Origin of the sequence: uncultured Thiothrix sp., assembly GCF_937873765.1 — a bacterium.
Lineage (GTDB): Bacteria > Pseudomonadota > Gammaproteobacteria > Thiotrichales > Thiotrichaceae > Thiolinea.
Genome location: NZ_CALMZC010000012.1, coordinates 28,671 through 53,300, shown reverse-complemented (window position 1 = coordinate 53,300; position 24,630 = coordinate 28,671). Strand labels below are relative to the sequence as shown.

Below are 24,630 nucleotides of genomic sequence, written 5' to 3'. Positions count from 1 at the left end.
GCGACTAATAAGTTGAGTGACGATAGCCGTTTTCCGTAATGTTTGTTTTATACTTTACTGGTTCTAGGTCTAGAGCAATTATGTATGTCCGATATTTTTATTAGTTATAGCCGTCAGGACTCCGAGTATGCTCAAAAATTTACCTATCTTTTAGAGTGGTACGGCTATTCTGTGTGGCGAGATACTAATTCATTGCACGGTGGTCAAGATTTTTCACTTGAAATTCAGCAGGCAATTAAGCTAGCTAAATGTACTATTGTCCTATGGTCGCAATCTTCAATAGATTCAAAGTGGGTTCGTGCAGAGGCTGCTTTGGCAGATAGCTGTTTGCTACCAGTGCGGTTAAAAGTGGTAGAGATTCCACCACCATTTAATACCTTACATACTGAAGACTTAAGCAATTGGCAAGGAGACCCGTGTGACTCTAGTTTTCAAAGGCTCTTAACGGCTATCAAACGATTGTGCTCTAGCCCATATAACCTACCATATAGCTCACTAAATTTCTCCCAACAGTCTTCAGGATTAAAGAAAACTAATAAAGTGTTATTTAATGTTGCGATTCTACTTGCTATGTTAGTTGGGATAGGTGTTGTGCTTTTGTATCAAAGGTATTTAGGGTCTGCAGTCGATACATTAACGACCTCACTATTTAAGAGTAATCGTTATATTGATCATGGCAATGGAGCAATCACAGATACCAAAACTAATTTGATGTGGAAGAAATGCAGTGAGGGGTTAAAGGGGGAAAACTGTACAGGTTTTGCAACGAAATACACAGTGCAAGATGCCTTAATAAATTTTAGAGGCACTATTAGTTTTGCTGGCTACGATGATTGGCGCTTACCGACAAGAGAAGAGTTACATTCTTTAGTGTTTTGTAGTAACGGTGTTATTGTATCTGAGATCGGTAATAAAACCTATGATGGGTGTGGTGAGACTGAAGAAGCTAATAAAAAATATCAAAAGCCTACTATTAACATACAATCATTTCCAAATACTCCTGCCCTTTATTCTTGGTCGGGTGAACAAAGAGAAATTGAGGGTAAAATTTATTATTGGGCAACAGATTTTGGAGTGGGCTTGAGTCAAATGATACTAAATACAGAGTTGAAGTATCCTGTGAGGCTAGTTCGTAGTCTAGATTAGCTGCTTAAATAAAGTTAATTGGTGAGTATTATTCGGAGTGTGTATGTCAGCTTTAAAACAATCCTCATTAGACGCTCCAATGTCTGAGCAGGAATATTTAGATTTTGAAAAAAACGCTGATATTCGTCATGAACTGATCGATGGACAGGTAATATCTATGGCGGGATCAAGCAGACAGCACAATGCAATTGCAGGGAATGTTTTTGCACATTGTCACAGCGCTTTGAAAGGAAAAACCTGCCGAGTGTATAGTTCAGATGTCAAAGTTCGTGTGAGTCATCGCAAAAACTATTATTATCCCGATGTAGTAGTCGGTTGTTCAGTTGATGATAGCAACGAGTATTATTTAGAGAACCCGTGCTTAATTGTTGAGGTGCTTTCTAGCTCTACAGCAAAGCGTGATCGAACTGAAAAGCTATTATCGTATATGAATATACCGAGCCTGCAAGCCTATTTGTTGGTGGCACAAGATCGGCCTGAGGTGGATTTATTTTTTCGCTCTCCTGATGGTGGATGGGATGTTCAGTGGTTTGAAGGTTTAGAACTTAGTTTTCAATTGCCATGTGTGCAAACTCAGTTAAGCTTAGCTGAGATCTATGCTGGTATTTTTTCGGCTCTAAGTGAATGATCGGTTTATACGGTTTGTCAAGAGTAATTTATGCGTTATCCCCAAACCTTTGATGTGATTGTAATCGGTGGCGGTCACGCTGGTACAGAAGCGGCCTTAGCAGCCGCACGCATGGGACAGCGCACGCTCTTACTCACGCATAATATTGAAACCATTGGTCAAATGAGCTGCAATCCTGCGATTGGCGGAATTGGCAAAGGCCATTTAGTCAAAGAGGTCGATGCACTGGGTGGCGCAATGGCACATGCTGCTGATCGCGGTGGTATTCAGTTTCGCATTTTGAATTCCAGCAAAGGTCCGGCTGTCCGTGCAACACGTGCTCAAGCGGATCGTGTGCGTTATAGAGCGGCGATTCGCAGCATTGTCGAAAATCAGCCTAATCTGCAAATTTTTCAGCAAGCTGCGGATGATTTGCTCGTCGAAGGTGAACAAGTCACTGGTGTTGTAACACAAATGGGCGTAAGTTTTAGCGCCCGAGCGGTTGTTTTGACTACTGGCACATTTTTAGGTGGCAAGATTCATATTGGTTTGGAAAACCACTCTGGTGGGCGGGCAGGTGATCCACCCTCAATCGCTTTAGCTCAACGGCTGCGAGAATTGCCCTTTCGAGTGGATCGTTTAAAAACCGGTACACCTCCTCGGATTGATGCGCGCACGATTGATTTTTCTAAATTGCAAGCGCAACCAGGTGATACACCAACCCCCGTCTTTTCTTTCTTAGGGAAAGCGGAAGAGCATCCCGCACAGATTCCTTGTCATATCACTTACACAAATACACATACTCACGACATTATTCGTGGCGGTTTAGATCGTTCGCCCATGTATACAGGGGTGATTGAAGGTATTGGTCCACGCTATTGTCCCTCAATTGAAGATAAGGTGGTGCGCTTTGCCGATAAAGATCGTCACCAAATCTTTCTCGAGCCAGAGGGCTTAGATACCCACGAAATTTACCCGAACGGGATTTCCACAAGCCTGCCTTTCGATGTGCAATATGCTTTAGTGCGTTCAATGAAAGGCATGGAAAATGCTCATATCGTGCGCCCGGGCTATGCGATTGAATACGATTTTTTTGACCCACGTGATTTAAAACCCAGCTTGGAAACTAAAGCGATTCAAGGCTTATTTTTTGCAGGGCAAATCAATGGCACGACTGGCTATGAAGAGGCGGCTGCCCAAGGCTTATTAGCGGGTTTAAATGCTGGCTTGTATGTGCAAGAGCGTGAGGCTTGGTATCCGCTACGTGATCAAGCGTATTTGGGTGTGTTAGTTGATGATCTAATTACCTTGGGTACTAAAGAGCCTTATCGGATGTTTACCAGTCGGGCTGAGCATCGTTTACTGTTACGTGAAGACAATGCAGATTTACGCCTGACTGAACAGGGGCGTGAACTAGGTTTAGTCGATGATGAGCGTTGGTCAGCCTTCTGCACTAAACGCGAAGCGATTGAACGAGAGCAACAACGCTTGCGCACCACAGTTTTACACCCAGGTAGTTTGAGTGTTCAGGATACCGAGCGTGTCTTTGGTGATACCTTAACCCGTGATTATAAACTGTATGATCTGCTACGCCGTCCTAATGTGACTTATGCCAATCTCACGAGTTTAGAAGCTGTAGGCTCTGAAGTGACTGATCCTGCGGTGGCTGAGCAAGTAGAAATTCAGTGTAAATACGCGGGTTATATTGAACGCCAGCAAAATGAGATTGATAAGCAACGTCGGCACGAAGAAACACGCTTGCCCCCTGATTTTGATTATAACAAAGTCAGTGGCTTATCGAATGAGGTGCGTCAAAAGCTGCTGGCGCAACGCCCTACCAGTATAGGACAAGCCTCGCGCATTCCCGGAGTCACACCGGCGGCGATTTCGCTCTTGCTAGTGCATTTAAAAAAACAGTCCTTAGCCTCGATGCGTGAGACAGCCTAATGGAAGTACTTTGGCCGGGTGTACCTGCTGAGTTATGTTTAGCGGTGAGTGCTCAGCAGGATCAACAGCTCCAAGTTTATTGGGGGTTATTGCAACGCTGGAATAAGGTTTACAACCTCACCGCTGTACGTGATCCGGTACAGATGTTGTCGCTGCATTTATGGGATAGCTTGGCCGTCGTGCCTTTTATTCAGGCGGATCATTGCTTAGATGTGGGTAGTGGTGCAGGCTTGCCGGGGCTTCCTTTAGCAATTTTGCGTCCCAGTCAAGAATTTACTTTATTAGATACTAATGGTAAAAAAACCCGTTTTATTCAACAGGCTGCTTTAGAGTTGGGTTTAACTAATCTTAAAGTAGTTCAAGCGCGGGTTGAGCAATGGCAGCCAGCCCAGCCGTTTGCTGCTATTATCAGTCGTGCCTTTGCCTCTTTAGCCGATTTTGTGACTGTCAGCGGTATGCATTTAGCTGCACAAGGCCGCTTGTATGCGATGAAAGGTCGCTATCCTGAGAGCGAGCTTGCCGAGTTGCCTGCAGGCTGGATATTAGTCCGTAGTCATCCTTTGAGCGTCCCCGGCTTAGAGGCTGAGCGTCATTTATTAGAACTTACCCGTACTGCCTAGGCAGTGCTTGATTGAGATAAGCATGAGCAAGGTAATCGCAGTTGCCAACCAAAAAGGTGGGGTTGGTAAAACCACGACGAGTGTTAATTTAGCCGCTTCTTTAGCCGCTATGCAGCGCAAAGTCCTGTTGATTGATATAGACCCGCAAGGCAATGCCACCACAGGCATGGGCTTAGAAAAACATAATCAGCTTCTCTCCCTTAATGATGTGTTGCTCGGCAAAGCTCAAGTCCATGAAATCCTTAAATTTATTCCTGAGTTAAAGCTTTCTATGCTCCCCGGTACGCCTGATTTGACGGTGGCCGAAGTGGAGCTTATGCAAAAAGACCGGCGTGAATATCGCCTGCGCGAGGTGATTGAGCCTTTGCGTGAACAGTTTGATTTTATTTTTATCGACTGCCCGCCTTCACTCAATATGCTGACAGTGAATGCCTTAGTCGCTGCGGATAGTGTGCTGATCCCGATGCAATGCGAGTATTTTGCTTTAGAGGGCTTGAGCGCTCTAGTGAATACGATTGATGAGATTAAAAGCACAGCAAATCCTGAGCTACAATTGATGGGCTTAGTGCGTACTATGTTTGATCCACGCAGCAATCTAGCGCGTGATGTGTCAGAGCAATTGCAAAGTCATTTTAAAGATAAAGTTTATAATACCTCGATTCCACGTAATGTGCGCTTAGCTGAAGCGCCTAGTCATGGATTGCCGGTGTTGGAATATGATAAAAATTCGCGCGGTGCTCTAGCCTACCTAGCACTTGCAGCTGAGATGTTACGGCGCAATGGCGCTATGCTACCACCAGAGGCTGTATCATGGTAAAAAAGCCGGGGTTAGGGCGGGGCTTGGATGTACTTTTGAGTTCAGCACGCAGATCTAGCCCACCAGAAGATGAGATAGTACTACAAAAATTACCCGTTGAGCAAATTCAACCCGGTACTTATCAGCCGCGTAGCCAAATGGATGCACAAGCCCTGCAAGAATTGGCAGATTCGATTAAAGCCCAGGGTTTAGTGCAACCGGTTGTCGTGAGGCGCTTAAGCTTAGGTGGCTATGAGTTGATTGCCGGTGAGCGGCGGTGGCGTGCAGCTCAATTAGCGGGTTTAACCACAATTCCTGCCGTGATTCGGGAAATTCCTGATCAAGCGGCGGCGGCGATGTCTTTAATTGAGAATATTCAGCGCGAAGATCTCAATTCATTAGAAGAGGCCTTAGCTTTAAGACGCTTAATTGACGAGTTTGGTTTGACTCATCAACAAACTGCTGAAGCAGTCGGGCGTTCGCGTGCGGCGGTGACTAATTTACTGCGTTTATTAGAGCTGAGTTCAGCAGTAAAGCAACTCTTAGATCAACGCTTACTCGAAATGGGGCATGCGCGTGCTTTATTGAGCTTAAGTCAAGAAGAGTTACAGATAAAACTTGCACAGAAAGTGGTGCAGCGCCAGTTATCAGTGCGTGAGACCGAACGTTTAGTTAAAAATCTCTTGGACGGTACTCCACCCCGTAAGGAAGTGCTCATTTCGGTTGATGTGCAACGCCTAGAGCGGCAACTCACTGAGCAGTTGGGGGCGCGTGTTGCGATTCGCTACAACAAACGTGGGCGCGGTAAGATGGTGATTGAGTACAATAATCTAGATGAGTTAGACGGAATTTTAAGCCATATTCGGCGTGCCGAAGAGGAGTAGTCTTTAGTAGCTGACCCTTTAGCTCTTTTTTTGTCAGGAGCTAGATTAATTCTTGAAGCGGGCTTGGAATATCTGCATAATATGCGGCTTAGTTTTAGATCGGTTTTGCGGAGAAGACCCTTGCCTAATATAAAGTCAGCGAAAAAGCGCGTTCGTCAGGATGAAAAGCGCCGTATGCATAATAAACACCTGCGTTCACGCATGCGCACTTCTGTTAAGGGCGTTCTGAATGCAATTGCTGCAGGTGATCGTGATGCTGCTTTAGCAGCCTATCAAGCTGCAGTACCAGTGATTGATTCAACAGCAGACAAAGGCATTATTCATAAGAATAAAGCTGCTCGTTTTAAAAGTCGCTTAAACGCCCATATTCGTGCCCTGCAAGCATCGGCTGCTGCCTAATCTGCGGGTGTAGTAAATAATTCTTAAGGCCGGTTTGGAAACAAATCGGCCTTTTTGTATTGAGGTTGGTATGCTTAAAGTGGGCCTAACCGGCGGTATAGGTTGTGGCAAAAGTAGTGCAGTGGCTATTTTTAGATCTTTAGGTGTGCCTATTGTCGATGCGGATCACATTGCCCGTGAGGTCGTACAAAAGGGTGAGTCAGCCTTAACGCAGCTTGCTGCTGTTTTTGGTGCTGAGGCGATTACTGTAGAGGGTGAGCTGGATCGTGCGTGGATGCGTGCACAGATCTTTAAAGATCCCTCAGCACGTACTCAGTTAGAAGGTATTTTACATCCTATTATTTATGCGCGAATTGGACAAGCGATGCAAACTGCGTTTGAATCGGGTGCGGCTTATGTGATTGTCGATGTACCTCTGCTGGTTGAACAAGGCTATCAAAGTTTATTCGACCGGATCGTTGTTGTTGATTGTTTACCCCTTCAGCAATTAGAGCGGGTGCGAGCGCGTGATCAAACTGCAGATAGTCAAACTCAGCAAATTATGCAAATACAGGCCTCACGTGATTTAAGGCTACAAGCTGCAACTGATCTATTAGATAATACTTCGAGTAAAGAAGTGCTGGAACTCCAAGTCAACCAACTCCATAAGAAATTTCTCGGTCTCTCCAGTTGTTAATTTGCCGTTTAGGCAGGTTTATTTTAGTATTTAACGTTAATCTTATTGAGTGGTGCTTATGACCATTTACGAACAACCGCTAAATGAAAAGATCAGGCTTTTCCTGCGGCTTGAGTTTCTGGTTAAGCGCTTCCGCTACCACCTAGCCCAAGCCAATCAAGCTGATACCCTTGTGGCCTTAGATATTTTGCTCGACCTCTATAATCTGGTCGCACGCGTGGATATTAAAAGCGATGTAATTAAAGAACTGGATCGTGTTGCTCAATCAGTGCGGCGCGATTTTGATGTTCAAGATCAACAAGATGTGACTTTAGACGCGCTTAATAAGCACGCGAATGAGCTTTACCATTTGCGTGGTGCTTTAGGTCAGCATTTACGCTCACATATTTTCTTCAGTAGTTTAAGACAACGAATTTCTCTGCCTGGTGGGATTAATGGCGTGGACATTCCACTTTTAACTCAATGGCAAGAACAAGAAGCAGAGACTCGGGTTGCTGATTTAATTAACTGGGGTCAGCCCTTCGTGACAACCGCTGATGCGATTTCCTATATGCTGAATTTGCTGCGCAATTACTGTGATGGTGAGGAATACACAGCGCGTGATGGATTTTTTCAAATGTCTTTGGGGTTAACCAAAGTTTATCAATTACTGCAGTTAGAGTTACCCGCCAATAAAAATATTTACCCTGAAATTAGCTCAGGGAAACAGCGATTTTCTCTACGTTTCGTAGAGGTTGATATGTTATCGGAGCGTGGGAAGCAGTTACCAGAAGATGTTGTTTTCCGTTTAAAATTATGCGCATTTTAGAGAGAGGAACGTAATGATGGACGAGCAAACACGCTTAGAGGTTGAAGCCGCTGCATGGCGTAAGTTAGTCGAGCATTTTCAAAAGCGCACCGATGTGCAGAATATAGATTTAATGAATCTGGCTGGCTTCTGCCGTAATTGTATGTCGAAATGGTATGCAGGGGCAGCGAACGCGAGTGGGGTTGAGTTAGATTACGAGCAAGCTCGCGAAATCATTTATGGCATTCCTTATGCCGAATTCAAGGATCGTTACCAACGCGAGGCTAGTTCTGAACAGCTAGCGGCCTATGATGCGGTTCGACCTGAACAAAAAACTGAATAAGCCAATACAGTGTGATTTATGGCAAAAAAAGAAACGACTAAGCCAGATTTCGAGAAATCCCTCCAAGAATTAGAGGCCCTTGTCCAGAAAATGGAAAGTGGCGAATTATCCTTAGAAGAATCCCTGCAAGAGTTTGAGCGTGGCGTGCAATTAACACGGCAATGCCAAGCAGCTTTAAGTGTAGCTGAGCAACGGGTAAAGCTTTTAGCAGCGGATGGTAGCCAAACTGATTTTAAAGAGGATAAAACTCAGTGAAGGCGCTGAGTTTTGCCTTACAAGATTATCAAACACGGATTGAGTCCGTGTTAGACCGTGTGTTGCCTTCACCTGAAATTCTGCCGATGCGCCTGCATGAGGCTATGCGTTATTCGGTGCTGAATGGTGGCAAACGCATGCGCCCTTTGCTGGTGTATGCAACGGGAGGGGCTTTAGGAGTAGCGCCAGAAGTTTTAGACATGCCCGCGGCTGCAATTGAACTGGTTCATGTGTATTCGCTGATTCATGATGATTTACCAGCGATGGATGATGATGTCTTACGGCGTGGTAAGCCTACTTGTCATCGTGCTTATGATGAGGCAACCGCTATCTTAGCGGGTGACGCATTACAAGCTTTAGCTTTCCAGTTAATCACACAAGCTCATGAACATCTAAGTGCTGAGCAGCGTCTATACATGTTGCAGCAGTTGAGTTTCGCTGCTGGTTCACGCGGAATGGTAGGTGGGCAAGCGATTGATTTGGCGTCGGTAGGTAAAACCTTAACTGAGCTTGAGTTGGAGCAAATGCATATCCATAAAACAGGCGCTTTAATTCGTAGCAGTGTCCTGTTAGCTGCCTATACTGTGCCTGATTTGCCTGAAAAACAGTTAAATCAACTTGATTATTATGCAAAGTGTTTGGGCTTAGCCTTTCAGGTGCAAGATGATATTCTGGATATAGAAAGCGATACTCAAACCTTGGGCAAAACACGGGGCGCTGATGTAGCCGCAGGTAAGCCGACTTATCCTTCGATTATTGGGATGAGTGCTGCGAAGCGGAAGTTGAATGAATTATATTTAGAAGCAGTGGCTGCTTTAGAAGGGTTAAATGCGCCCTTATTATTGGAAATAGCCGAATTTACTGTAAAGCGTGTTCGGTAGGCACTAAGTCAAGTCCTACTGCCAGTAGAATTATTAGTATTGAGTGAGGTCGCGCATGCTTGAATCTATCCAGTCTCCGGCTGATTTACGCCGTTTAGACCCTGATGCTTTGCCCGATCTGTGTAAAGAAATCCGTAATTTTCTGTTAACTAGTGTTTCCACCGGTGGTGGACATTTTTCTTCCAACCTAGGCACAGTGGAGCTAACAGTTGCTCTGCATTATGTCTTCAATACACCTGAAGATCGTCTAGTTTGGGACGTAGGTCATCAAGCCTATGCACATAAGATTCTCACTGGGCGGCGTGATCTTATGCATAGCATTCGCCAAGAGCATGGTTTAGCGGGTTTTCCTAAACGGAGTGAAAGCCTTTACGATACTTTTGGCGTAGGACACTCTAGTACTTCCATCGCGGCGGCTTTAGGTATGGCTTTGGCCGCCAAACAGAAAGGCGAAGACTGGCAAGCGATTGCTGTGATTGGTGATGGGGCGATGACGGCAGGGATGGCTTATGAAGCTTTGAATCATGCAGGGGATTTAGATGCTGATTTGCTAGTGGTTTTAAATGATAATGAGATGTCTATTTCACCGAATGTCGGTGCGCTACGTAAATATCTGACGCGCTTACTCTCAGGGCCAGTGTATTCCAGCATGCGGGAGAATGGCAAAAAAGTCTTATCTAGCAGTAAGTCACTGTCAAAGCTTGCCAAGCTTACCGAAGAACATATGAAAGGTATGGTATTGCCCGGCACTTTATTTGAGGAAATGGGGTTTCAATACTATGGGCCGATTGACGGGCATGATGTCAGCGAAATGGTCAATGTGATGCGTAATCTGCAGCAGATTAAAGGCCCGCGGTTATTGCATGTCATCACCCAGAAAGGTAAGGGTTATGAACCAGCCGAAGATGATCCTTGTACCTATCATGGGGTTACCCCCTTCAATTTAAAAACGGGCTTGGTTTCTGGGAAGAAAGCCTCAACACCGACTTATACCGAAGTGTTTGGTACTTGGCTTTGCGATATGGCGGCACTGGATAAACGCTTAGTGGGCATTACGCCTGCAATGCGAGAGGGGTCTGGGTTAGTCAAGTTCGCTGAGCAGTATCCAGAACGCTATTTTGATGTAGGTATTGCAGAGCAACACGCAGTAACCTTAGCAGCGGGCTTAGCCTGTGAGGGTTTAAAACCCGTTGTTGCGATTTATTCGACCTTTTTGCAGCGTGCCTATGATCAGTTGATTCATGATGTGGCGATTCAAAATTTGCCAGTAGTGTTTGCGATTGACCGTGCGGGTTTAGTCGGTGCTGATGGCCCCACTCATTCTGGCAACTATGATCTGTCTTATCTGCGCTGTATCCCGAATATGATTGTGATGGCCCCTGCGCATGAAGATGAATGTCGGCAGATGCTGTTCACCGCTTTCCAGCAAGAGTCTCCTTGTGCTGTACGCTATCCGCGTGGCAAGGGTATTGGCCTAGTTCCTCAAGTAGAGATGCAAGCCTTAGACATTGGCAAGGGCGAAATTTTGCGTGAAGGTAAGTCTGGAATTGCGATTTTATTATTTGGTTCTCTCCTCAACGAAGCTCAACAAGCCGCTGAGCAGCTAGATGCTAGTCTGGTTAATATGCGTTTCGTCAAGCCATTAGATAGTCAACTGATTCATACTATGGCTAAGATTCATGGGCTATTAGTAACACTGGAAGATAATGCGGTGCAAGGTGGTGCAGGTAGTGGTGTAAATGAGTGTTTAGCTGCATCTGGCCTTACAACCCGTGTACTCAATCTCGGTTTACCTGATACTTATATTGAGCAGGCTTTGCGTGAGCAACAATTAGCAGCTTGCGACTTAGATGCTGAAAGCTTAGTGCGGCGGATTCGAGCTTGTTATGTTCCTAAGGCTGAAATTCCACCGAAGCTAGTAGCTGTGCCACGTCAAGCAGCGCATTAATCGGCCTGTTCAGCGGAATCTTCATCAGAAAAGCAGCAGTGCAGCATATATACTCCAATAAGAGTTAATGATATGCATGGGCAAACGCTTTATTTTTTTAGGAGTGCTTATGAAATTTCTTCTGGGTTTTTTTAGCCTGCATTGGCTACGAGTGTTTGATTTTCTAGCGCCTTTAGCCATTCGTTTACTCTTAGCACCCATTTTCTGGGTCGATGGGGTGAAACGTTTAGGCTTATTCACGGCTGCTGATTTCGTCTGGTATAACCCCTTAACTTGGTGGAATCAAGAAGCTTTTATTAATGGTGCTAGCGCCATGAATGACACGATACTGAGTATGTTTGGGACGACTGGTTCAGCGGTCATTGGTGGTCTGGAGGTAGCAGGGGCGATCTTGTTAATTCTAGGTTTTGCCGTGCGTTGGATTGTATTGGGTCTGTTTGCAGTCGTCGTGGTGTTAGGTTTGCAAGCAGTAGGGGGCTTAACGGGTATTGGGTCTGCAGCTAAGCAATTTTTCTTCGAGCATGGCTATACGACGCTCGGCTCTAATCCGTTTGCGCTTTACATTACCTATTTTATCCTGCTGTTGACGCTGTTCTTCATGGGGGCGGGGCGCTGGTTTAGTTTGGATTGGTATATCTATCGGAACTTCGCGCGCAAAATTGAAAATGCTGAAGCAGCGCGTCACGATCCATTTGAGGTAGATGCCACTGACGAGCCGGGTTTGCGTACTAGACGTGTGTAAGTTTCTCCATTAGTGTTGCAGAAAGGCTGCTTTGTGCAGCCTTTTTTATCTATAAATAATTTATTTTAATTATGACCAATTATCTTAAGAACTGAAGCGGCAAAGAAACTACGTATTGTTGTCCTGAGCGCTTGTTTTTCATGATGAGCACAACCGACTGATCACCGATATTTTTCAGTCTAAATCAAGGACAGATAACGATGCGTAACCCAATTAATAATAGACCGACTAATCTAAATAACACTAATTTCAATAACTCCACGAATTTTACCCCCAACCTCAGCAATAGCTTTGCGGTACAAGGTATTGCAGGAGCGGATAGCTTTGCGAGTGGTTTTCGTGGTGGCAGTGGTAGTAACCCGATTTTTAATATTCTGCTCAACTTTTTAATTGAAATTTTAAAGCAATTACTTGAGCAAATTAATCAGGCACAGAAACCTGAGTACCGTAGCGCCGATGGCAGCGGTAATAATGTGCAACATCCAGACTGGGGCAAGCAAGGTAGTTCTTTACAACGCTTGACACCCAAAGACAGTACTCGGGAACCGGGCGGCGCTAAGGCAGTCAATCTGCCCAGTACGCGTGAAGTTAGTAATGCGGTATCAGCCCAAACAGAAACCACCGCTAATCGTAAAGGTTTAAGTGATATTTTCTGGATGTGGGGACAATTCCTTGATCATGATTTATCGCTAGTGCAGGCGAATACGGGAGTAAATATTGATATTCCTGTGCCGACTGGAGATCCCTTCTTTGATCCAAAGGGCACGGGTACTGCTAGCATTCCCCTCACACGGAGCAATTCAAGCTTAGATAGCAATGGTGTTGCGCAGCAAACTAACACTTTAACCGCCTATATTGACGGTTCAATGGTGTATGGCTCGGATAAAGCGACTGCCGATGCTTTACGTTCCTTTGAGGGTGGCAAACTGCGCACCAGCGAAGGCAACTTATTACCGAAGAATGCCAATGGCGCTTTTGTGGCTGGAGATGAACGCTCGAATGAAAATCCTGCCTTAACGTCTATGCACACGATTTGGTTGCGTGAACATAATCGCATTGCGGATGAACTGATGACTAAGAATCCTAGTTGGTCGGATGAAAAGCTTTATCAAGAAGCCCGCCGTACAGTGATCGCTGAAATTCAAGCGATTACCTATAACGAGTTCCTGCCGAACTTACTGGGTGAGGATGCTTTATCTAAGTATAAAGGCTATGACCCGACGCAAAATGCAGGCATTAATAATGAGTTTGCTGCTGCTGCTTTCCGTTTTGGTCATACGATGTTATCACCGACCTTATTGCGTTTAGATGATAAGGGTAATGAGATTGATCAAGGTAATGTGTCATTACGCGATGCTTTCAGTAAACCGGGTTTAGTTGACCAAGCGGGGATCGAGCCGTTCTTGCGGGGTGGTATGTCACAAACCGCACAAGCTTTCGACCCTATGGTGATTGATGATGTGCGTAATTTCTTATTTGGTCAACCGGGTTCAGGTGGCTTGGATTTAGTCGCTATCAATCTGCAACGCGGGCGCGATCATGGGATTGCTGGCTACAATGATGTGCGTGAGTCTTTAGGCTTATCACGTATCGAAAGCTTTAACGATCCAATTTGGCAGGGTGATTTTGGGCAGAAATTAGCGCAAGTCTATGATAGTCCAGATGATGTGGATTTATGGGTAGGCGGTTTAGCAGAAAAATACACGGGTGATTCGTTAGCGGGTGAAACCCTGACAACGATTCTGACCCATCAGTTTGAAGCCTTGCGGGATGGTGATCGTTTTTGGTATGAGAACCAGTTCTCAGGTCAGCAGTTGAAAGACTTAAATAATTTAACGCTCGCTGATGTGATTCAGCGCAATACCACTATTAAAGATGTGCAAGATAATGCTTTCTTAGCTTCAAATGTGCATTTACAATGCAGCAACTGGAGCTACTGCCCAAGCTATTGAACCAGCTTCTTTTACGGCACGGTCTTTTGCACCGGCTGTTGTTGAGGATACGCCTAAAATCAATAGCAATAGTTCCGACCCAGAGCAAATCCGTTTGCTACAAGACGCTTTGGCTAAAGGTTTACTAGGCTAAGCTTCATAAAGTACAGGGCAGTATCACTGCCCTGTGTACCTAAAGCTTCTATTTCAAGGCATTCAAACCAGCGCTAATGCCCATCAATGATAACGGCAAATTCACTGGACGTTGATTCGGTGTGGATAGATAAGAAACCGTAGCAGCTTGGCCTTTTTGGAATTGCTGCAAGATTTTTGGCGTGAGTTGGAAACTGGCGGTGCAACGCTGAGCGCTACATTTACCTTTGAAACGTAAGGTTGGACGCTCATTCAGGCTCAAGGTGAAGCCCGATGGTAAATGGATATTGGGTGGCAATTCAAAAGCCATGCTCGGTATTTTTTGCCCCGGAAGATAGCCAATCACACTGACCATGACTTTTTGCTCACCATCGTGCAGCACTTGTTCTAAATAACAATGCCGAACTTGGTTAGCCACTTGGCAATTGCCACCCCAATCTTGAAAGCGTTTGCCCTGAACATTACCTGCTGCTTGCGTGCCGATGCTCACGACGAACAGTGAAAACAAGCTAGCCTGAACTAGCTTGAGATGACAGAAGCCCATGTTTTATCTCCTATTTTTTATAATGGCTGGGCTAGTTTAACAGGCTTTTTAAAAAAACGTGATGCTATCAAAGGCATCCATTTCACCCATTTCGTTACCCGCACCATCATATTGCTTAGCACGTCCAAAGCTGATCTGTACTTTTTTCTTCAGGAAGCTTTTCGGCATAGCAGCCACTTCGTTCCAGCTATCGCACTGCGGCGCAGTACATAAGGCGACATGCTCTGTGCCTTGTTCATCTTTCACCGTCAGATAGCAATTATCGCCACATTCATAACTTTCAATCGTGCCAGTCAAGGTTTTGCCAATGGCTTGGGTGGCTGGTACGGGATCAGTCTGAGTATTCGCTGAGTTACTAGAGTCAGTCTTTGTCATGGTTTGCTGATTTTTAGCTACTAAATTCACTAATTCGCTAATGCGTGAAGTGTAAGCTTGAGTGATACAACTGACATTACTCGCACAAGTTTCACGGTTTTTTAACCACGCCTGTTGAATCGTTTTTAAAGCTTTAGCATCTGCACTGCTGGCGACTACTTTATTAAAGCTCAAGACCAGAATTTCATCTAAGTCGGATAGGCTAGTGGTATTACAAATAGTTTTCTCAGTGGAGCTTCGGGCTTTATTGCAATCGAAACCAGCCGCATAACTGGTACTGATACAGAATAGAGTGGCTAGGATCAGGACAGGGACAATTTTCATGGATAAGTGCTCGCAAGTAGTGGTTCTTAAAGTAGCTAGCTTAGAGGTTTAGGCTATTACCCTGCAACTCTTTAGAAATGATTGATTTTTATTTAATTAAAAAAGCGTAATGCTGTATATTCTAATATTCCAGCGTTCCGTCTAATAAACTGTTGGTTGCGATAGCAAGACCAATTTCTTGATTTGAAAGACAAGTCTCAGATTATAAGAAGAAGCTGAAAAAAGCAAAAAAACATGCTATTCAGGTTAAGACTAGAAATTCTTCAAAACGTAGTTATTGACAGAAATTTCTAGTCTTAACTGAATTCATGATGCTTTTGCAGCAGACTCCTTTAATTCCGATTTGTCGGTGTAGAATTCAATAAACGGAGTTCTTATAACTATCTCGCAAGCAACCAACAAGTCGCTGAGTCAGAAACTGGCTATGCCAGTTCTGCTCAGCTATTTTCGTTAGCTCACTAAAATGACAAATTGCCTCTCATAAGCAAAGTCTGATATATTAAGGAAGTGGGAGGCGGTGTCTCTGACAAACTCCAGAAACGGGGTGAATCTAATAAGTAATTGTATTTTTAATACGATTTAAGTTGAGCGTAACTGCCACTTAGACTTCTCATGCTTCGAGAAGTATGAAATAATCTCAAAACTATCTGCCTCCCACTTTTCTATGAGATAAAAATAAGTGTCAAAATTATCTGATAACATTTGGTTTACCCGCAAAGCACGCATTCAAGCATCAGAGAGATTATTAAGCAATGATAATCACTCACAGATATTATTAATAATTTACTCAATAATTAATACATGTTTGGCCGTTATACTGCTTAAAGACAGTTCCATGCTAGGTGGAAAGACAGACTTGGCATTAGTGATTATGTCAATCGTCATACTTGTCACTTCTTTATTTGTTACAAATAAAAATTTTAAGAGTAGAGCTGAAGCATTAAAAAATCACTACATAGAATTACAAAATTTATATTTCCTTGCATTGGATGCAGAAAAAAATGAAGATCAAGAAAAAATCAATGAACTTAGAGCAAAATATACTGATTTATTAGAATTGTCAGAAAATCATAATACAATCGACGATTATGTTTTTCGAGTCTTCAACAAATCATCCTTAACCAGTAGAAAACCATCAAAATACGAAATAGTAATTACTCTCGGATATAAAATAGCAAGACTATTAATCTTGATATTTTTATATACATCACCCGTTGTGACTATCTACATGACAACATTTTTATGAGTGCCTATAAATATTTTAACAATCAATTCAAAGCAACATCTTTAAAGCAGATATACCATAATCACATAGAGTCAAACACTGCTGTTGGATTAGATAAAATTGGGAGAGATAAATTCAGGCAAGAGTGCGATAACCATATAGAAATAATCAACCGAAAAGTTCATAATAACACATATAACTTTACACCATACAAGAAGAAACTTATATCAAAAGGAGAAAATAAGAATCCAAGAGTAATATCAATACCAACTTTCAGAGATAGAATTACATTACGTGCTATATGCAATATATTAGCCGCAGTTTATAAAGACTTATTAAACATAGAAATACCACAAATAAAAATAGAGTCAATAAATAAAAACATTAAGAAGAAAAAATATGACAAATACATTAAAATAGATGTTTCTAATTTTTATCCTTCTATTAATCATGAGACTTTACTTAAAATTCTCAAAAGAAAAATACGGAAGCCAGAACTAATAGACCTCATAAACAAAGCAATAAAAAACACCACCGTAACAAAGGCTAAGAATGAAAAGGATGAAGAGAATAAATCAGGAGTTCCACAAGGATTATCAATTTCCAATATTTTAGCAGAGATATATTTGCTTGATATTGACAATAAATACAAGCAAAATAAAAAAATATTTTATACTAGATATGTAGATGACATTCTAATGTTTTGCAAAGAAAAGGATTGCGATAAAATATTTGATGACATCAAGAACGATTTTCAAAAAACAAACTTGGGAATACACGAACTTAACAAAAAAAACTCAAAATGCCAGTCAGGGGATATAAATGATGAATTGCATTATTTAGGATATAAGTATAAAAATAGAAAATCCACAATAATAGAAAACAATAAACAAAAATTTGAAGACTCCATAGCTAATTTATTAACAACTTTTAAATACAAATACGACCAAGCCACTAAACCAGATGCAAAAAATAGCAGTATAGATGTTTTAGAATGGCGTCTGAATCTAAGAATTACAGGCTGTATATTTGAAGGCAAAAAAAGGGGATGGATGTTTTATTTTTCTCAAATTGAAGACTTAACTCCAATTTACTCAATAGACCAAACAATAACAAAACTCGTAACTAGAGTTTGCCCTAAAAGTATTCACATAAAAAAGCTGATAAAAACATATCATGAAACAAAACGTCTAAAAGTAAATTCACATAAGTACATTACAAATTTTGATATATTATCAGTCGCTGATAAGAGAAAAATTTTAACACGATATTTAGGCTATAAACGTTTGTCAAAAGTTGATGACGAGACAATTAATAAATATTTTGGCATGAGAATAACCCATATAATACAAGAACTTGAGCAAGATATTGGTGATATATCTTAAAAAAGAGCTAACAATTATGTCGACGACGGACGCAGTGACAGCCCGTGATTTCGCCCAATCTACTCCCCGCCGTGCCCGTCATGTTGACATTAAACCTTATACTCAAATGGATTCAGCAACTTAACCTCAAACGATTCAAAGTCAGTGATATTCCTAGTGACGACAATCAGCTTATTGACTTGAGCGATAGCGGCAATCATTCCATCTTCGTATAAGGTGTCAGATTTTTTGTGCATCAACTTTGCCCAAACACGAAAAGTATTACCGTCCAAGTCCAAGATGTTATAGGTGGCGGCCACTTCATCAAGCCATGTCTCCAGTTCGGCTGCACGTTCGGCATCTTGATCCCGCGTTATTTCAATACCGGCTTGAATTTCGGCTAATGTTACCGACGAGAGATATAAATCTTGGTCATCAACCGACTGAACCCATGCGACGACTGCCCCATGCGGTTTTTTCCGCCTCAATTCAGAGACAACATTGGTATCCAATAAATACATGATTTATAGAACCTCTTGTACATGCCGCCTCCGAGCTTGCCCACGCTCAGGTAACACCAGATCACCACGCCCAGCATCAGATAACAATAAATCTTTCAATGATGGTTTTGCCGCTGCTTGGAGCCTCTTCCAAACATCAATAGGGATAAGTACTGCTGTTTCAGCACCCCGCCGAGTGATTACTTGCGGGCCTTTTGCCAGACAAGTATCCAAAAATTCACTAAAACGAGACTTAGCGTCTTGAACGGCCCAAGTTTGCATAAGAATATCTCCATTGTGACTAGTTACATGACTAGTCTAATCTTTTCATTTTCAAAGAACAAGAGGAATAAAGCGGGTAGCAATTAACCGCAGCTTCATCCTCATTTATTCTGCAGCCCTACTATCCAAATACAAATAAAGACTTAAGATATGCACTAAAATCACTGAGCCTGCGAATAAATACAAACCATAATGCACAGTGATATTTGCTAAAGCGCCCAATTTAACGGCGACAAATAATAAAGCGACTACAAACACATCCAGCATCGACCATTTTCCCCAGACCGCTAAAATCTGCAGAAATAGCTTATGACGTTGTTGATAGCCTGCACTGCTATTCACTACGAGTGCGAGGCCAAAGATTTTGACCAGCGGGGTAAGGATGCTAAACAAGAACAAAAATACAAACAGAAAGTGTTCGCCTTGCTGCCATAAATCTTGTAGGCCGGAGTAGAGCGAAAATTGGTTTTTAAAGACCCAAAATTTTTCTAACTCCATCAAGGGCGCGAATACACCAGTGATGAATAAACAGAGCGCTGCCAGTAAACCTAGATTGATGAGCCAGCGTAACAGCCAATGCACGTTTAATCCTTGTTCTGAGTCAAAGGCGCTTATGGTAGGGCTTGCCCTCAAGCGGAGAAAGCATTTTTTCCAGTTTGAGCGATTTACGCTACCATAGTTTTTTAAACTGAATGCGAGTGTCATGATGCGAATTTTACATACCATGCTGCGTGTGGGTGATTTAGAGCGTTCCGTGCAGTTTTATACCCAAGTCTTAGGAATGCGTGAGCTGAGCCGCCAAGATTATCCTGCGGGTGAATTCACTTTAGTCTTTTTGGGCTATGGCGAAAAATCAAATAATACCGTGTTAGAACTGACCTATAACTGGGGTGTGGCTGAATACGAATTGGGGACGGCTTTTGGGCATATCGCGATTGAAGTACCGGATGTGTATGCAGCTTGTGAAAAAATGCGTGCAGCCGGTGGCAAGATTATTCGTGAAGCGGGGCCAATGAATGCAGGCACGACGATTATTGCTTTCCTAGAAGACCCTGACGGCTATCAAATCGAACTCATTGGGGCTAAGTCCTAAGGCATGCAAGCTCCGTTTTCTATTACTGTCTTTGCGCCCACGGGCGACCCGCAAGGGATTCGCCATGTGGATAAATCCAATTGGTCAGGTTATGGAGTGGTTTTCCCTAAAGAGTTGTTTGCTAACCTAAAATATGAACCCGGCTTTAATCAAGCGGGCGTCTATGTGTTAGTAGGTAATGCCGCAGAGGAAACTATTTATATTGGCGAAGCGGATCCTTTGGGGGAACGCTTACGTAAGCATGTGGCGAATAAAGAAGGTTGGGATTGGGGGATTTATTTCTTTGATCAAAACCACAAAATTGGCAAAACCGAAGTACAGTTTTTAGAGCATGCTTTGGTTAATTTGGCGCAGCAATATAACCGTGCTGTGCTCCTGAATAAAAATACGCCGATGTCGCCTACGATGTCACCGATGGCGCGGGCTACGGCTCAAGCTTTTTTAGCGGATATGCTTCTGATCCTACCGATGCTGGGGATTAATGCGTTCACACCGCCTAAGCCAGAAGACAAACTCACTGAATGGCAACGCCGCTTATTAGCCACTAAGCAAATTGAGTTAGAGGCCTTCGATACCCTAGTGGTGCCCGTCAAAGAGGAGGGGATGGAGAAAACTTTTTTAGAGGCTCAGCAATGGTTCGCGGTGCGGATTCAACAGAAACATCTGCATAAGATTAAGCATTTAGCAGCTTATCAAGTGGCGCCCGTGAGTGCGATTACGCATATTGCGGATATTGAGAAAATTGAGCCTTATGAAAATACCGGCAAATACCTGCTTAGCTTCCGCCAGCAAGCCAGTATGATTAAACCGGTATTACGACGAGAAGGCTGCCACTTATCCATGCAGTCGCCGCGTTATGCTTTACGTGATACGATTTTAGCGGCGAAATATCTCGATCAAATTTGGCCTTGAGGCTTACCTTCGCGAATCACCATGGCATGCATCAGCTCTTTGTTATTCAAGAGTGGTAAAACTTTTTCGGGGGTATCAATCAGCGGGTTGCGAATGCCTAAGCGACCATGTACCCAGTGGTTATAGGCTAGCTCCCACGCACTCGGCATATCGATTTTTGCCCAATGCACTAAAGTATCAATATGCCGCTCATACAGTTCATCAATTCCATACACCAGTAACATATACAGCAGGGCGCGAGCCACATCGCCCCGATTGCGTGAAGGAATCACCCATTCATTGTCTTTGTCAAAACCGGTGCGCTCAAACGCTTCGGGCTGAAGATCTAGATTAAACGGGCGCACAATTCTATCGCCTTCAAAATCAAAGGCAAAGTTAGAGCGTTTCGCATTCAAGCCACGCTCGGAGGGTGCGAAATTGAAAGGGTTGACGGTGGCACCATTACGCACATGCCGGGGCTGATGTTTAAAGGCTAAATAACGGTCAAGGAAATCCAGCGGAATCACATGCTCAATGCTGTGGCGCTGTTTCTGATATAAGTCATCGACGGGCACTGAACCATAAATGGAGGGAACCCAGCCGTAAGCACTATCAAAAAAGAATGACCAAAAGTTCTCCCATTTATCCGCACTGCTCCATTGGCGGAAATGCTTGCTGGATTGATAGATGCCACCGGCTAAATCAATAAAATCTTGGCGAGTGGCTAAATTAGCCGCATCACGATAAATAACGGGTCTACCAATTTGCGGTTGATTTGCTGGGTCATGTGTGGGAATCAAGGTAATACAAACTTGTCCGTGATCCGACTGCAAACGATTCGGGATACCATCATCATCTAAATGTCGATTCCAAACCCGATAATCCAGCACTTCCGCGACTGCGCGGCCATTCTGCGGATTCAGTGAGTTAGATACGAGAATATGATCTAAGCAACTCCCTGCACCATGATGAATATGCGTAAACGGACGTGCCGATTGGCGCATGCTGGGAGCAATCCGGAAACTATCGCTTAAGCGGTAATCATGCAGTTTAGGTATTAAGTCTTCCGGCCAATTTTCTTGTTCAATCCCTCCAATCGCATAGATTTTGTCTTGCATGGTGATCGCTTCGAAGGGTGTTGAGCGTTGGTCGTCATTTAAGTCACCCATGACCACAATTTGCCGTTGCCGATTGATTTTTAAGTCAGCACTGACACTGTGATAAATCAAAGTGGCCTCCGCCCCGCGTTGTAAGAGAGAAGCGACATTGGCTCTGGATAAACGCAATAAAGTATCGCGGCCACGTTCTTCCCATGAAACTTCATCCATGTAAGTAATATCAAGACTAGCAGCACGCTTCGATTTCAGGTGCAGCACATAGACCGTCACCTCGCCAAGCTCTGGGGATTCAACTTCGGCACAGACTGGCAAGCGGCTGAATTGAAAGCCATCAGGCAGGAATAGTTCAGTTTGCACTTCCGCTTGCATGGGCACGGTACGAATATTCTTGAGTGGAAAACGCGAGGCTAAAGCCACAATTGAACGCATAAATACCTGCTCATCATCAGGGAGCGTGCCAGACGTATCTACCGTAGCAAAATAGGGATAGCCCGTGGCTGCACACAAAGTCTGCAATTCAGCAACGCTAAACACCTCCTGAAAACCCAGCACATCAGCATCCATCGTTATTAAACTTTGGCTAATCCAAGCCTGCTTTTGTGCCCATTCTGCTTCAGAATAAGTATTCCGTGCTGCGCGTTGATACCAATAAAACTCAGGGGCAACATATTGAAACAGATTGAAGGTAGCGAATTTCATAGCGGTTTCCTACAGCGATGCGCAATGCAAACTATGTTAGCATTTTTGAATCTAAGACTATGCACAGATTATCTCGGTGCTATTCGGCACTATTTCCCGATTGAAAACGGCGAATTCATCAGCGCTTGAGGTTTTTACGTTACACTAGCGAGGCGACTGATATTAACGATAAAGGAGCAGCGCAATGAGTCAATATTCGATTTTAAGTTCGATGGGCGTACAGAACCCGATGCAGATCATTGGTTACACTTTAACCCAACCGCGTCCCGATACTGATGTATTACGAATTCGCTATGAGCGTCCGAAAGGTTCATTTTTGCCAGTGGTACGCAGTTATACTTTTGGCCGTTCACAACGCACTCAGGTGAGCAATGGTGCACTCAGTCAGGCCGAACTCGTGTATGAGGTTTCGCCCGTACTCTCCAAAGCGATTCTTGAGCTAGATTCTATCGTGCAATCTAAACAAGATCGTAGCGAATTGAAAATTCAAATTTTGGGTGAAATCGAGCGCTTACAGGAGGAGTTTAATGCTGAGCTGAATAGCTTAAAGCAACTGGTAAACCGCTTAGAACACTAAGCAGACTTAGAGCGTACTAGCAGCAAACGTAGGATTAGTAAAATCCACGGTGTACCATGCAGGATTAAATCAAAGATATCAAGCGGTCGACTTAAAGCGCCATTAGCTAACAGCTCAAGTTTTTCCCATACATGGGGGACTGGGAAAAATGGGGCTAAGCCCAAAGTGAGGCAAGCAATCACTAACAGAGATAGAGGAATTTTACTCAATAAACGGCTTAAGGCTTGCATCATGGGTTTGGAAGTTTAGGGTTAGAAGGTTTAAAAGTGCTCAAAGCGCAGCAGATAGTAATGCTCATAATTCAAAGATACGGCTATATTATTGAATGTGCTCAGAAGTAACATAAATGCCCAGAGCTTGCCAAATAGGCTTAATAAGTTCTGTGGTTAAATCGGCTTTCCTTTAGACTAAGGTTTTTTCTAGTAACTTGTTTGACTATGCTTAGTTTTAGCTATCAATGCTTGTTCAGTCTTATGTTATTAGTGACCTGTTCTAAGGTCGTCAATGCCACTGCCTTGGCTGAACTGAGCCAGAAGCTCCATATTGACCCTGAGCAAACTTCTGTGTCTGGAGTGTCTTCAGGTGCTTTTATGGCAGTGCAATTACAGGTCATTTACTCCCAACGTATTATGGGGGCAGGAGTGATTGCAGGCGGCCCTTATCGCTGTGCTGCAGGCAAATACTTAGCACGTTGGCTAGACTTCACGGGTATGTATGCCATGTTAAGTGTTTGTACCCACACTTCGCCCGCTCTCTGGAATCGTAGTGCGAGTCCCTATGTAGATTTTTCTGTCCACGAAACTCAGCGTTTAGCTCAAGCGGGTTGGATTGATGATCCGACTCATTTGGCCAAACAAAAGATTTGGATGTTTTCTGGTGTGAAAGACCCTTTAGTTCCCACTCAGGTGATGGACAGCCTAAAAAGTTATTATCAAGCGTTTATACCTGCTGATAATATTAGCTATATCAAAGATCCCCATGCAAGTCACGGTATGATTACAGATAGTTATGGTCGGACTTGCAATTTAGCCTTGCCACCTTTCATCAATGATTGTGACTTGGATGCCGCTGGTGCTTTACTTCAGCAGATTTATGGCCCACTTCAAGCTAAAACAGAAGCTAAATCCACTAATCTCCATCCCTTCAATCAACAAGTCTTTTTTGATACTAAAGATCCTAGTATAAGCCTGCATCGAAATGCACATATTTATATTCCCACGGCCTGTAAAAATGGCGAGCGTTGTAAATTACATATTGCTTTACACGGCTGCTCACAAACCGAAGATTTAATTGGTGATATGTTCTACACCCAAACCGGTTATAACGCTTGGGCAGAAAGCAATCATATTGTTATCCTTTATCCGCAAACTAAAGTGTGGTTAGGTGCTAGCTTTGCCACTGCTGCTCAGCGTAATTTTCAAGCTTGCTGGGATTGGTGGGGCTATAGTGGAGAGCATTATGCGGATAAGCGGGGGAAGCAAATCCGCGCTTTGGATAAAATGATTAAGGTTCTAGTACACTAA

General features: G+C 43.5%; 28 protein-coding genes. 21 read left to right on the top strand and 7 right to left on the bottom strand.

The annotated features are described in order from the left end of the window. Window positions 1-84 precede the first annotated feature (84 nt). The 15 genes from Q0307_RS02105 (at window position 85) to Q0307_RS02035 (ending at window position 13,983) form a co-directional block, all read left to right on the top strand. A complete protein-coding gene (locus Q0307_RS02105) occupies window positions 85-1,146 on the top strand; it encodes a TIR domain-containing protein (RefSeq protein WP_298655792.1) in 1,062 nt (353 codons plus the stop codon). Between the two features lie 43 nt (window positions 1,147-1,189). After that, a complete protein-coding gene (locus tag Q0307_RS02100) occupies window positions 1,190-1,774 on the top strand; it encodes a Uma2 family endonuclease (RefSeq protein WP_298655789.1) in 585 nt (194 codons plus the stop codon). 30 nt (window positions 1,775-1,804) lie between these two features. After that, window positions 1,805-3,700, top strand: coding sequence for a tRNA uridine-5-carboxymethylaminomethyl(34) synthesis enzyme MnmG (gene mnmG / locus Q0307_RS02095; RefSeq protein ID WP_298655786.1), 1,896 nt, complete (start codon window positions 1,805-1,807; stop codon window positions 3,698-3,700). After that, window positions 3,700-4,320 (top strand): 16S rRNA (guanine(527)-N(7))-methyltransferase RsmG, encoded by a 621-nt coding sequence (rsmG, locus tag Q0307_RS02090; RefSeq protein ID WP_298655783.1) that lies wholly within the window; start codon window positions 3,700-3,702, stop codon window positions 4,318-4,320. Before mnmG ends, rsmG begins: the two co-directional genes overlap by 1 nt. Before the next feature lie 22 nt (window positions 4,321-4,342). Continuing rightward, window positions 4,343-5,137, top strand: a complete 795-nt coding sequence (locus Q0307_RS02085) for a ParA family protein (protein WP_298655751.1) — start codon at window positions 4,343-4,345, stop codon at window positions 5,135-5,137. After that, a complete protein-coding gene (locus Q0307_RS02080; protein WP_298655969.1) occupies window positions 5,128-6,000 on the top strand; it encodes a ParB/RepB/Spo0J family partition protein in 873 nt (290 codons plus the stop codon). The genes Q0307_RS02085 and Q0307_RS02080 overlap by 10 nt, the downstream gene beginning before the upstream one ends. Before the next feature lie 120 nt (window positions 6,001-6,120). Beyond that, entirely contained in the window at window positions 6,121-6,399 is a 279-nt protein-coding gene (gene rpsT, locus Q0307_RS02075) for a 30S ribosomal protein S20 (protein WP_298655750.1), read from the top strand. A gap of 70 nt (window positions 6,400-6,469) precedes the next feature. Further along, entirely contained in the window at window positions 6,470-7,075 is a 606-nt protein-coding gene (gene coaE / locus Q0307_RS02070) for a dephospho-CoA kinase (RefSeq protein WP_298655747.1), read from the top strand. Window positions 7,076-7,133: 58 nt separating this feature from the next. Continuing rightward, window positions 7,134-7,883 carry a cell division protein ZapD gene (gene zapD / locus Q0307_RS02065; protein WP_298655745.1) on the top strand — a complete coding sequence of 250 codons (750 nt, stop codon included), beginning with the start codon at window positions 7,134-7,136 and terminating at the stop codon, window positions 7,881-7,883. A 16-nt stretch (window positions 7,884-7,899) separates the two neighbouring features. After that, a complete protein-coding gene (locus tag Q0307_RS02060; RefSeq protein WP_298655966.1) occupies window positions 7,900-8,205 on the top strand; it encodes a DUF1244 domain-containing protein in 306 nt (101 codons plus the stop codon). Between the two features lie 18 nt (window positions 8,206-8,223). Beyond that, window positions 8,224-8,460 (top strand): exodeoxyribonuclease VII small subunit, encoded by a 237-nt coding sequence (locus Q0307_RS02055; RefSeq protein ID WP_298655743.1) that lies wholly within the window; start codon window positions 8,224-8,226, stop codon window positions 8,458-8,460. Continuing rightward, complete coding sequence (locus Q0307_RS02050; protein ID WP_298655740.1) at window positions 8,457-9,341, top strand: farnesyl diphosphate synthase; 885 nt, start codon at window positions 8,457-8,459, stop codon at window positions 9,339-9,341. The genes Q0307_RS02055 and Q0307_RS02050 overlap by 4 nt, the downstream gene beginning before the upstream one ends. Before the next feature lie 55 nt (window positions 9,342-9,396). Then, window positions 9,397-11,289 (top strand): 1-deoxy-D-xylulose-5-phosphate synthase, encoded by a 1,893-nt coding sequence (gene dxs, locus Q0307_RS02045; protein WP_298655737.1) that lies wholly within the window; start codon window positions 9,397-9,399, stop codon window positions 11,287-11,289. A 109-nt stretch (window positions 11,290-11,398) separates the two neighbouring features. Further along, on the top strand, window positions 11,399-12,031 hold the full coding sequence (locus Q0307_RS02040; RefSeq protein WP_298655734.1) for a DoxX family protein: 633 nt from the start codon (window positions 11,399-11,401) through the stop codon (window positions 12,029-12,031). 200 nt (window positions 12,032-12,231) lie between these two features. Then, window positions 12,232-13,983, top strand: coding sequence for a peroxidase family protein (locus Q0307_RS02035; protein ID WP_298655731.1), 1,752 nt, complete (start codon window positions 12,232-12,234; stop codon window positions 13,981-13,983). Window positions 13,984-14,164: 181 nt separating this feature from the next. Here Q0307_RS02035 and Q0307_RS02030 read toward each other — a convergent pair whose 3' ends face one another. Together Q0307_RS02030 and Q0307_RS02025 are read right to left on the bottom strand one after the other, a co-directional pair. Further along, entirely contained in the window at window positions 14,165-14,659 is a 495-nt protein-coding gene (locus Q0307_RS02030; RefSeq protein WP_298655728.1) for an invasion associated locus B family protein, read from the bottom strand. Between the two features lie 48 nt (window positions 14,660-14,707). Then, window positions 14,708-15,358, bottom strand: a complete 651-nt coding sequence (locus Q0307_RS02025; RefSeq protein ID WP_298655725.1) for a hypothetical protein — start codon at window positions 15,356-15,358, stop codon at window positions 14,708-14,710. 679 nt (window positions 15,359-16,037) lie between these two features. Between Q0307_RS02025 and Q0307_RS02020 the strand changes: the two genes are divergently transcribed. Both Q0307_RS02020 and Q0307_RS02015 read left to right on the top strand, forming a co-directional pair. After that, window positions 16,038-16,604, top strand: a complete 567-nt coding sequence (locus tag Q0307_RS02020) for an SLATT domain-containing protein (protein ID WP_298655722.1) — start codon at window positions 16,038-16,040, stop codon at window positions 16,602-16,604. Then, window positions 16,601-17,968, top strand: a complete 1,368-nt coding sequence (locus Q0307_RS02015; RefSeq protein ID WP_298655719.1) for an RNA-directed DNA polymerase — start codon at window positions 16,601-16,603, stop codon at window positions 17,966-17,968. The genes Q0307_RS02020 and Q0307_RS02015 overlap by 4 nt, the downstream gene beginning before the upstream one ends. An 89-nt stretch (window positions 17,969-18,057) precedes the next feature. Here the strand turns inward: Q0307_RS02015 and Q0307_RS02010 are convergent, their stop codons facing one another. The 3 genes from Q0307_RS02010 to Q0307_RS02000 form a co-directional block, all read right to left on the bottom strand. Further along, window positions 18,058-18,468, bottom strand: a complete 411-nt coding sequence (locus Q0307_RS02010) for a type II toxin-antitoxin system VapC family toxin (RefSeq protein WP_298655716.1) — start codon at window positions 18,466-18,468, stop codon at window positions 18,058-18,060. A gap of 3 nt (window positions 18,469-18,471) precedes the next feature. Next, window positions 18,472-18,729 carry a type II toxin-antitoxin system Phd/YefM family antitoxin gene (locus Q0307_RS02005; protein WP_298655714.1) on the bottom strand — a complete coding sequence of 86 codons (258 nt, stop codon included), beginning with the start codon at window positions 18,727-18,729 and terminating at the stop codon, window positions 18,472-18,474. Between the two features lie 105 nt (window positions 18,730-18,834). Then, window positions 18,835-19,311: a paraquat-inducible protein A gene (locus Q0307_RS02000; protein ID WP_298655711.1), complete on the bottom strand. Its 477-nt coding sequence runs from the start codon at window positions 19,309-19,311 to the stop codon at window positions 18,835-18,837. Between the two features lie 124 nt (window positions 19,312-19,435). Between Q0307_RS02000 and gloA the strand changes: the two genes are divergently transcribed. Both gloA and Q0307_RS01990 read left to right on the top strand, forming a co-directional pair. Further along, a complete protein-coding gene (gene gloA, locus Q0307_RS01995; RefSeq protein WP_298655963.1) occupies window positions 19,436-19,822 on the top strand; it encodes a lactoylglutathione lyase in 387 nt (128 codons plus the stop codon). Between the two features lie 3 nt (window positions 19,823-19,825). Continuing rightward, window positions 19,826-20,734: a GIY-YIG nuclease family protein gene (locus Q0307_RS01990; RefSeq protein WP_298655708.1), complete on the top strand. Its 909-nt coding sequence runs from the start codon at window positions 19,826-19,828 to the stop codon at window positions 20,732-20,734. Here Q0307_RS01990 and Q0307_RS01985 read toward each other — a convergent pair. Further along, window positions 20,719-22,530 carry an endonuclease/exonuclease/phosphatase family protein gene (locus tag Q0307_RS01985; protein WP_298655705.1) on the bottom strand — a complete coding sequence of 604 codons (1,812 nt, stop codon included), beginning with the start codon at window positions 22,528-22,530 and terminating at the stop codon, window positions 20,719-20,721. The genes Q0307_RS01990 and Q0307_RS01985 overlap by 16 nt on opposite strands. 184 nt (window positions 22,531-22,714) lie before the next feature. On the opposite strand from Q0307_RS01985, the gene Q0307_RS01980 reads away from it, so the two are divergent. Next, window positions 22,715-23,107: a DUF3461 family protein gene (locus Q0307_RS01980; RefSeq protein ID WP_298655703.1), complete on the top strand. Its 393-nt coding sequence runs from the start codon at window positions 22,715-22,717 to the stop codon at window positions 23,105-23,107. Here the strand turns inward: Q0307_RS01980 and Q0307_RS01975 are convergent. After that, entirely contained in the window at window positions 23,104-23,340 is a 237-nt protein-coding gene (locus Q0307_RS01975) for an RND transporter (RefSeq protein WP_298655701.1), read from the bottom strand. The two genes, Q0307_RS01980 and Q0307_RS01975, sit on opposite strands and share 4 nt — an antisense overlap. A gap of 240 nt (window positions 23,341-23,580) precedes the next feature. Between Q0307_RS01975 and Q0307_RS01970 the strand changes: the two genes are divergently transcribed. After that, entirely contained in the window at window positions 23,581-24,630 is a 1,050-nt protein-coding gene (locus Q0307_RS01970; protein WP_298655698.1) for a PHB depolymerase family esterase, read from the top strand.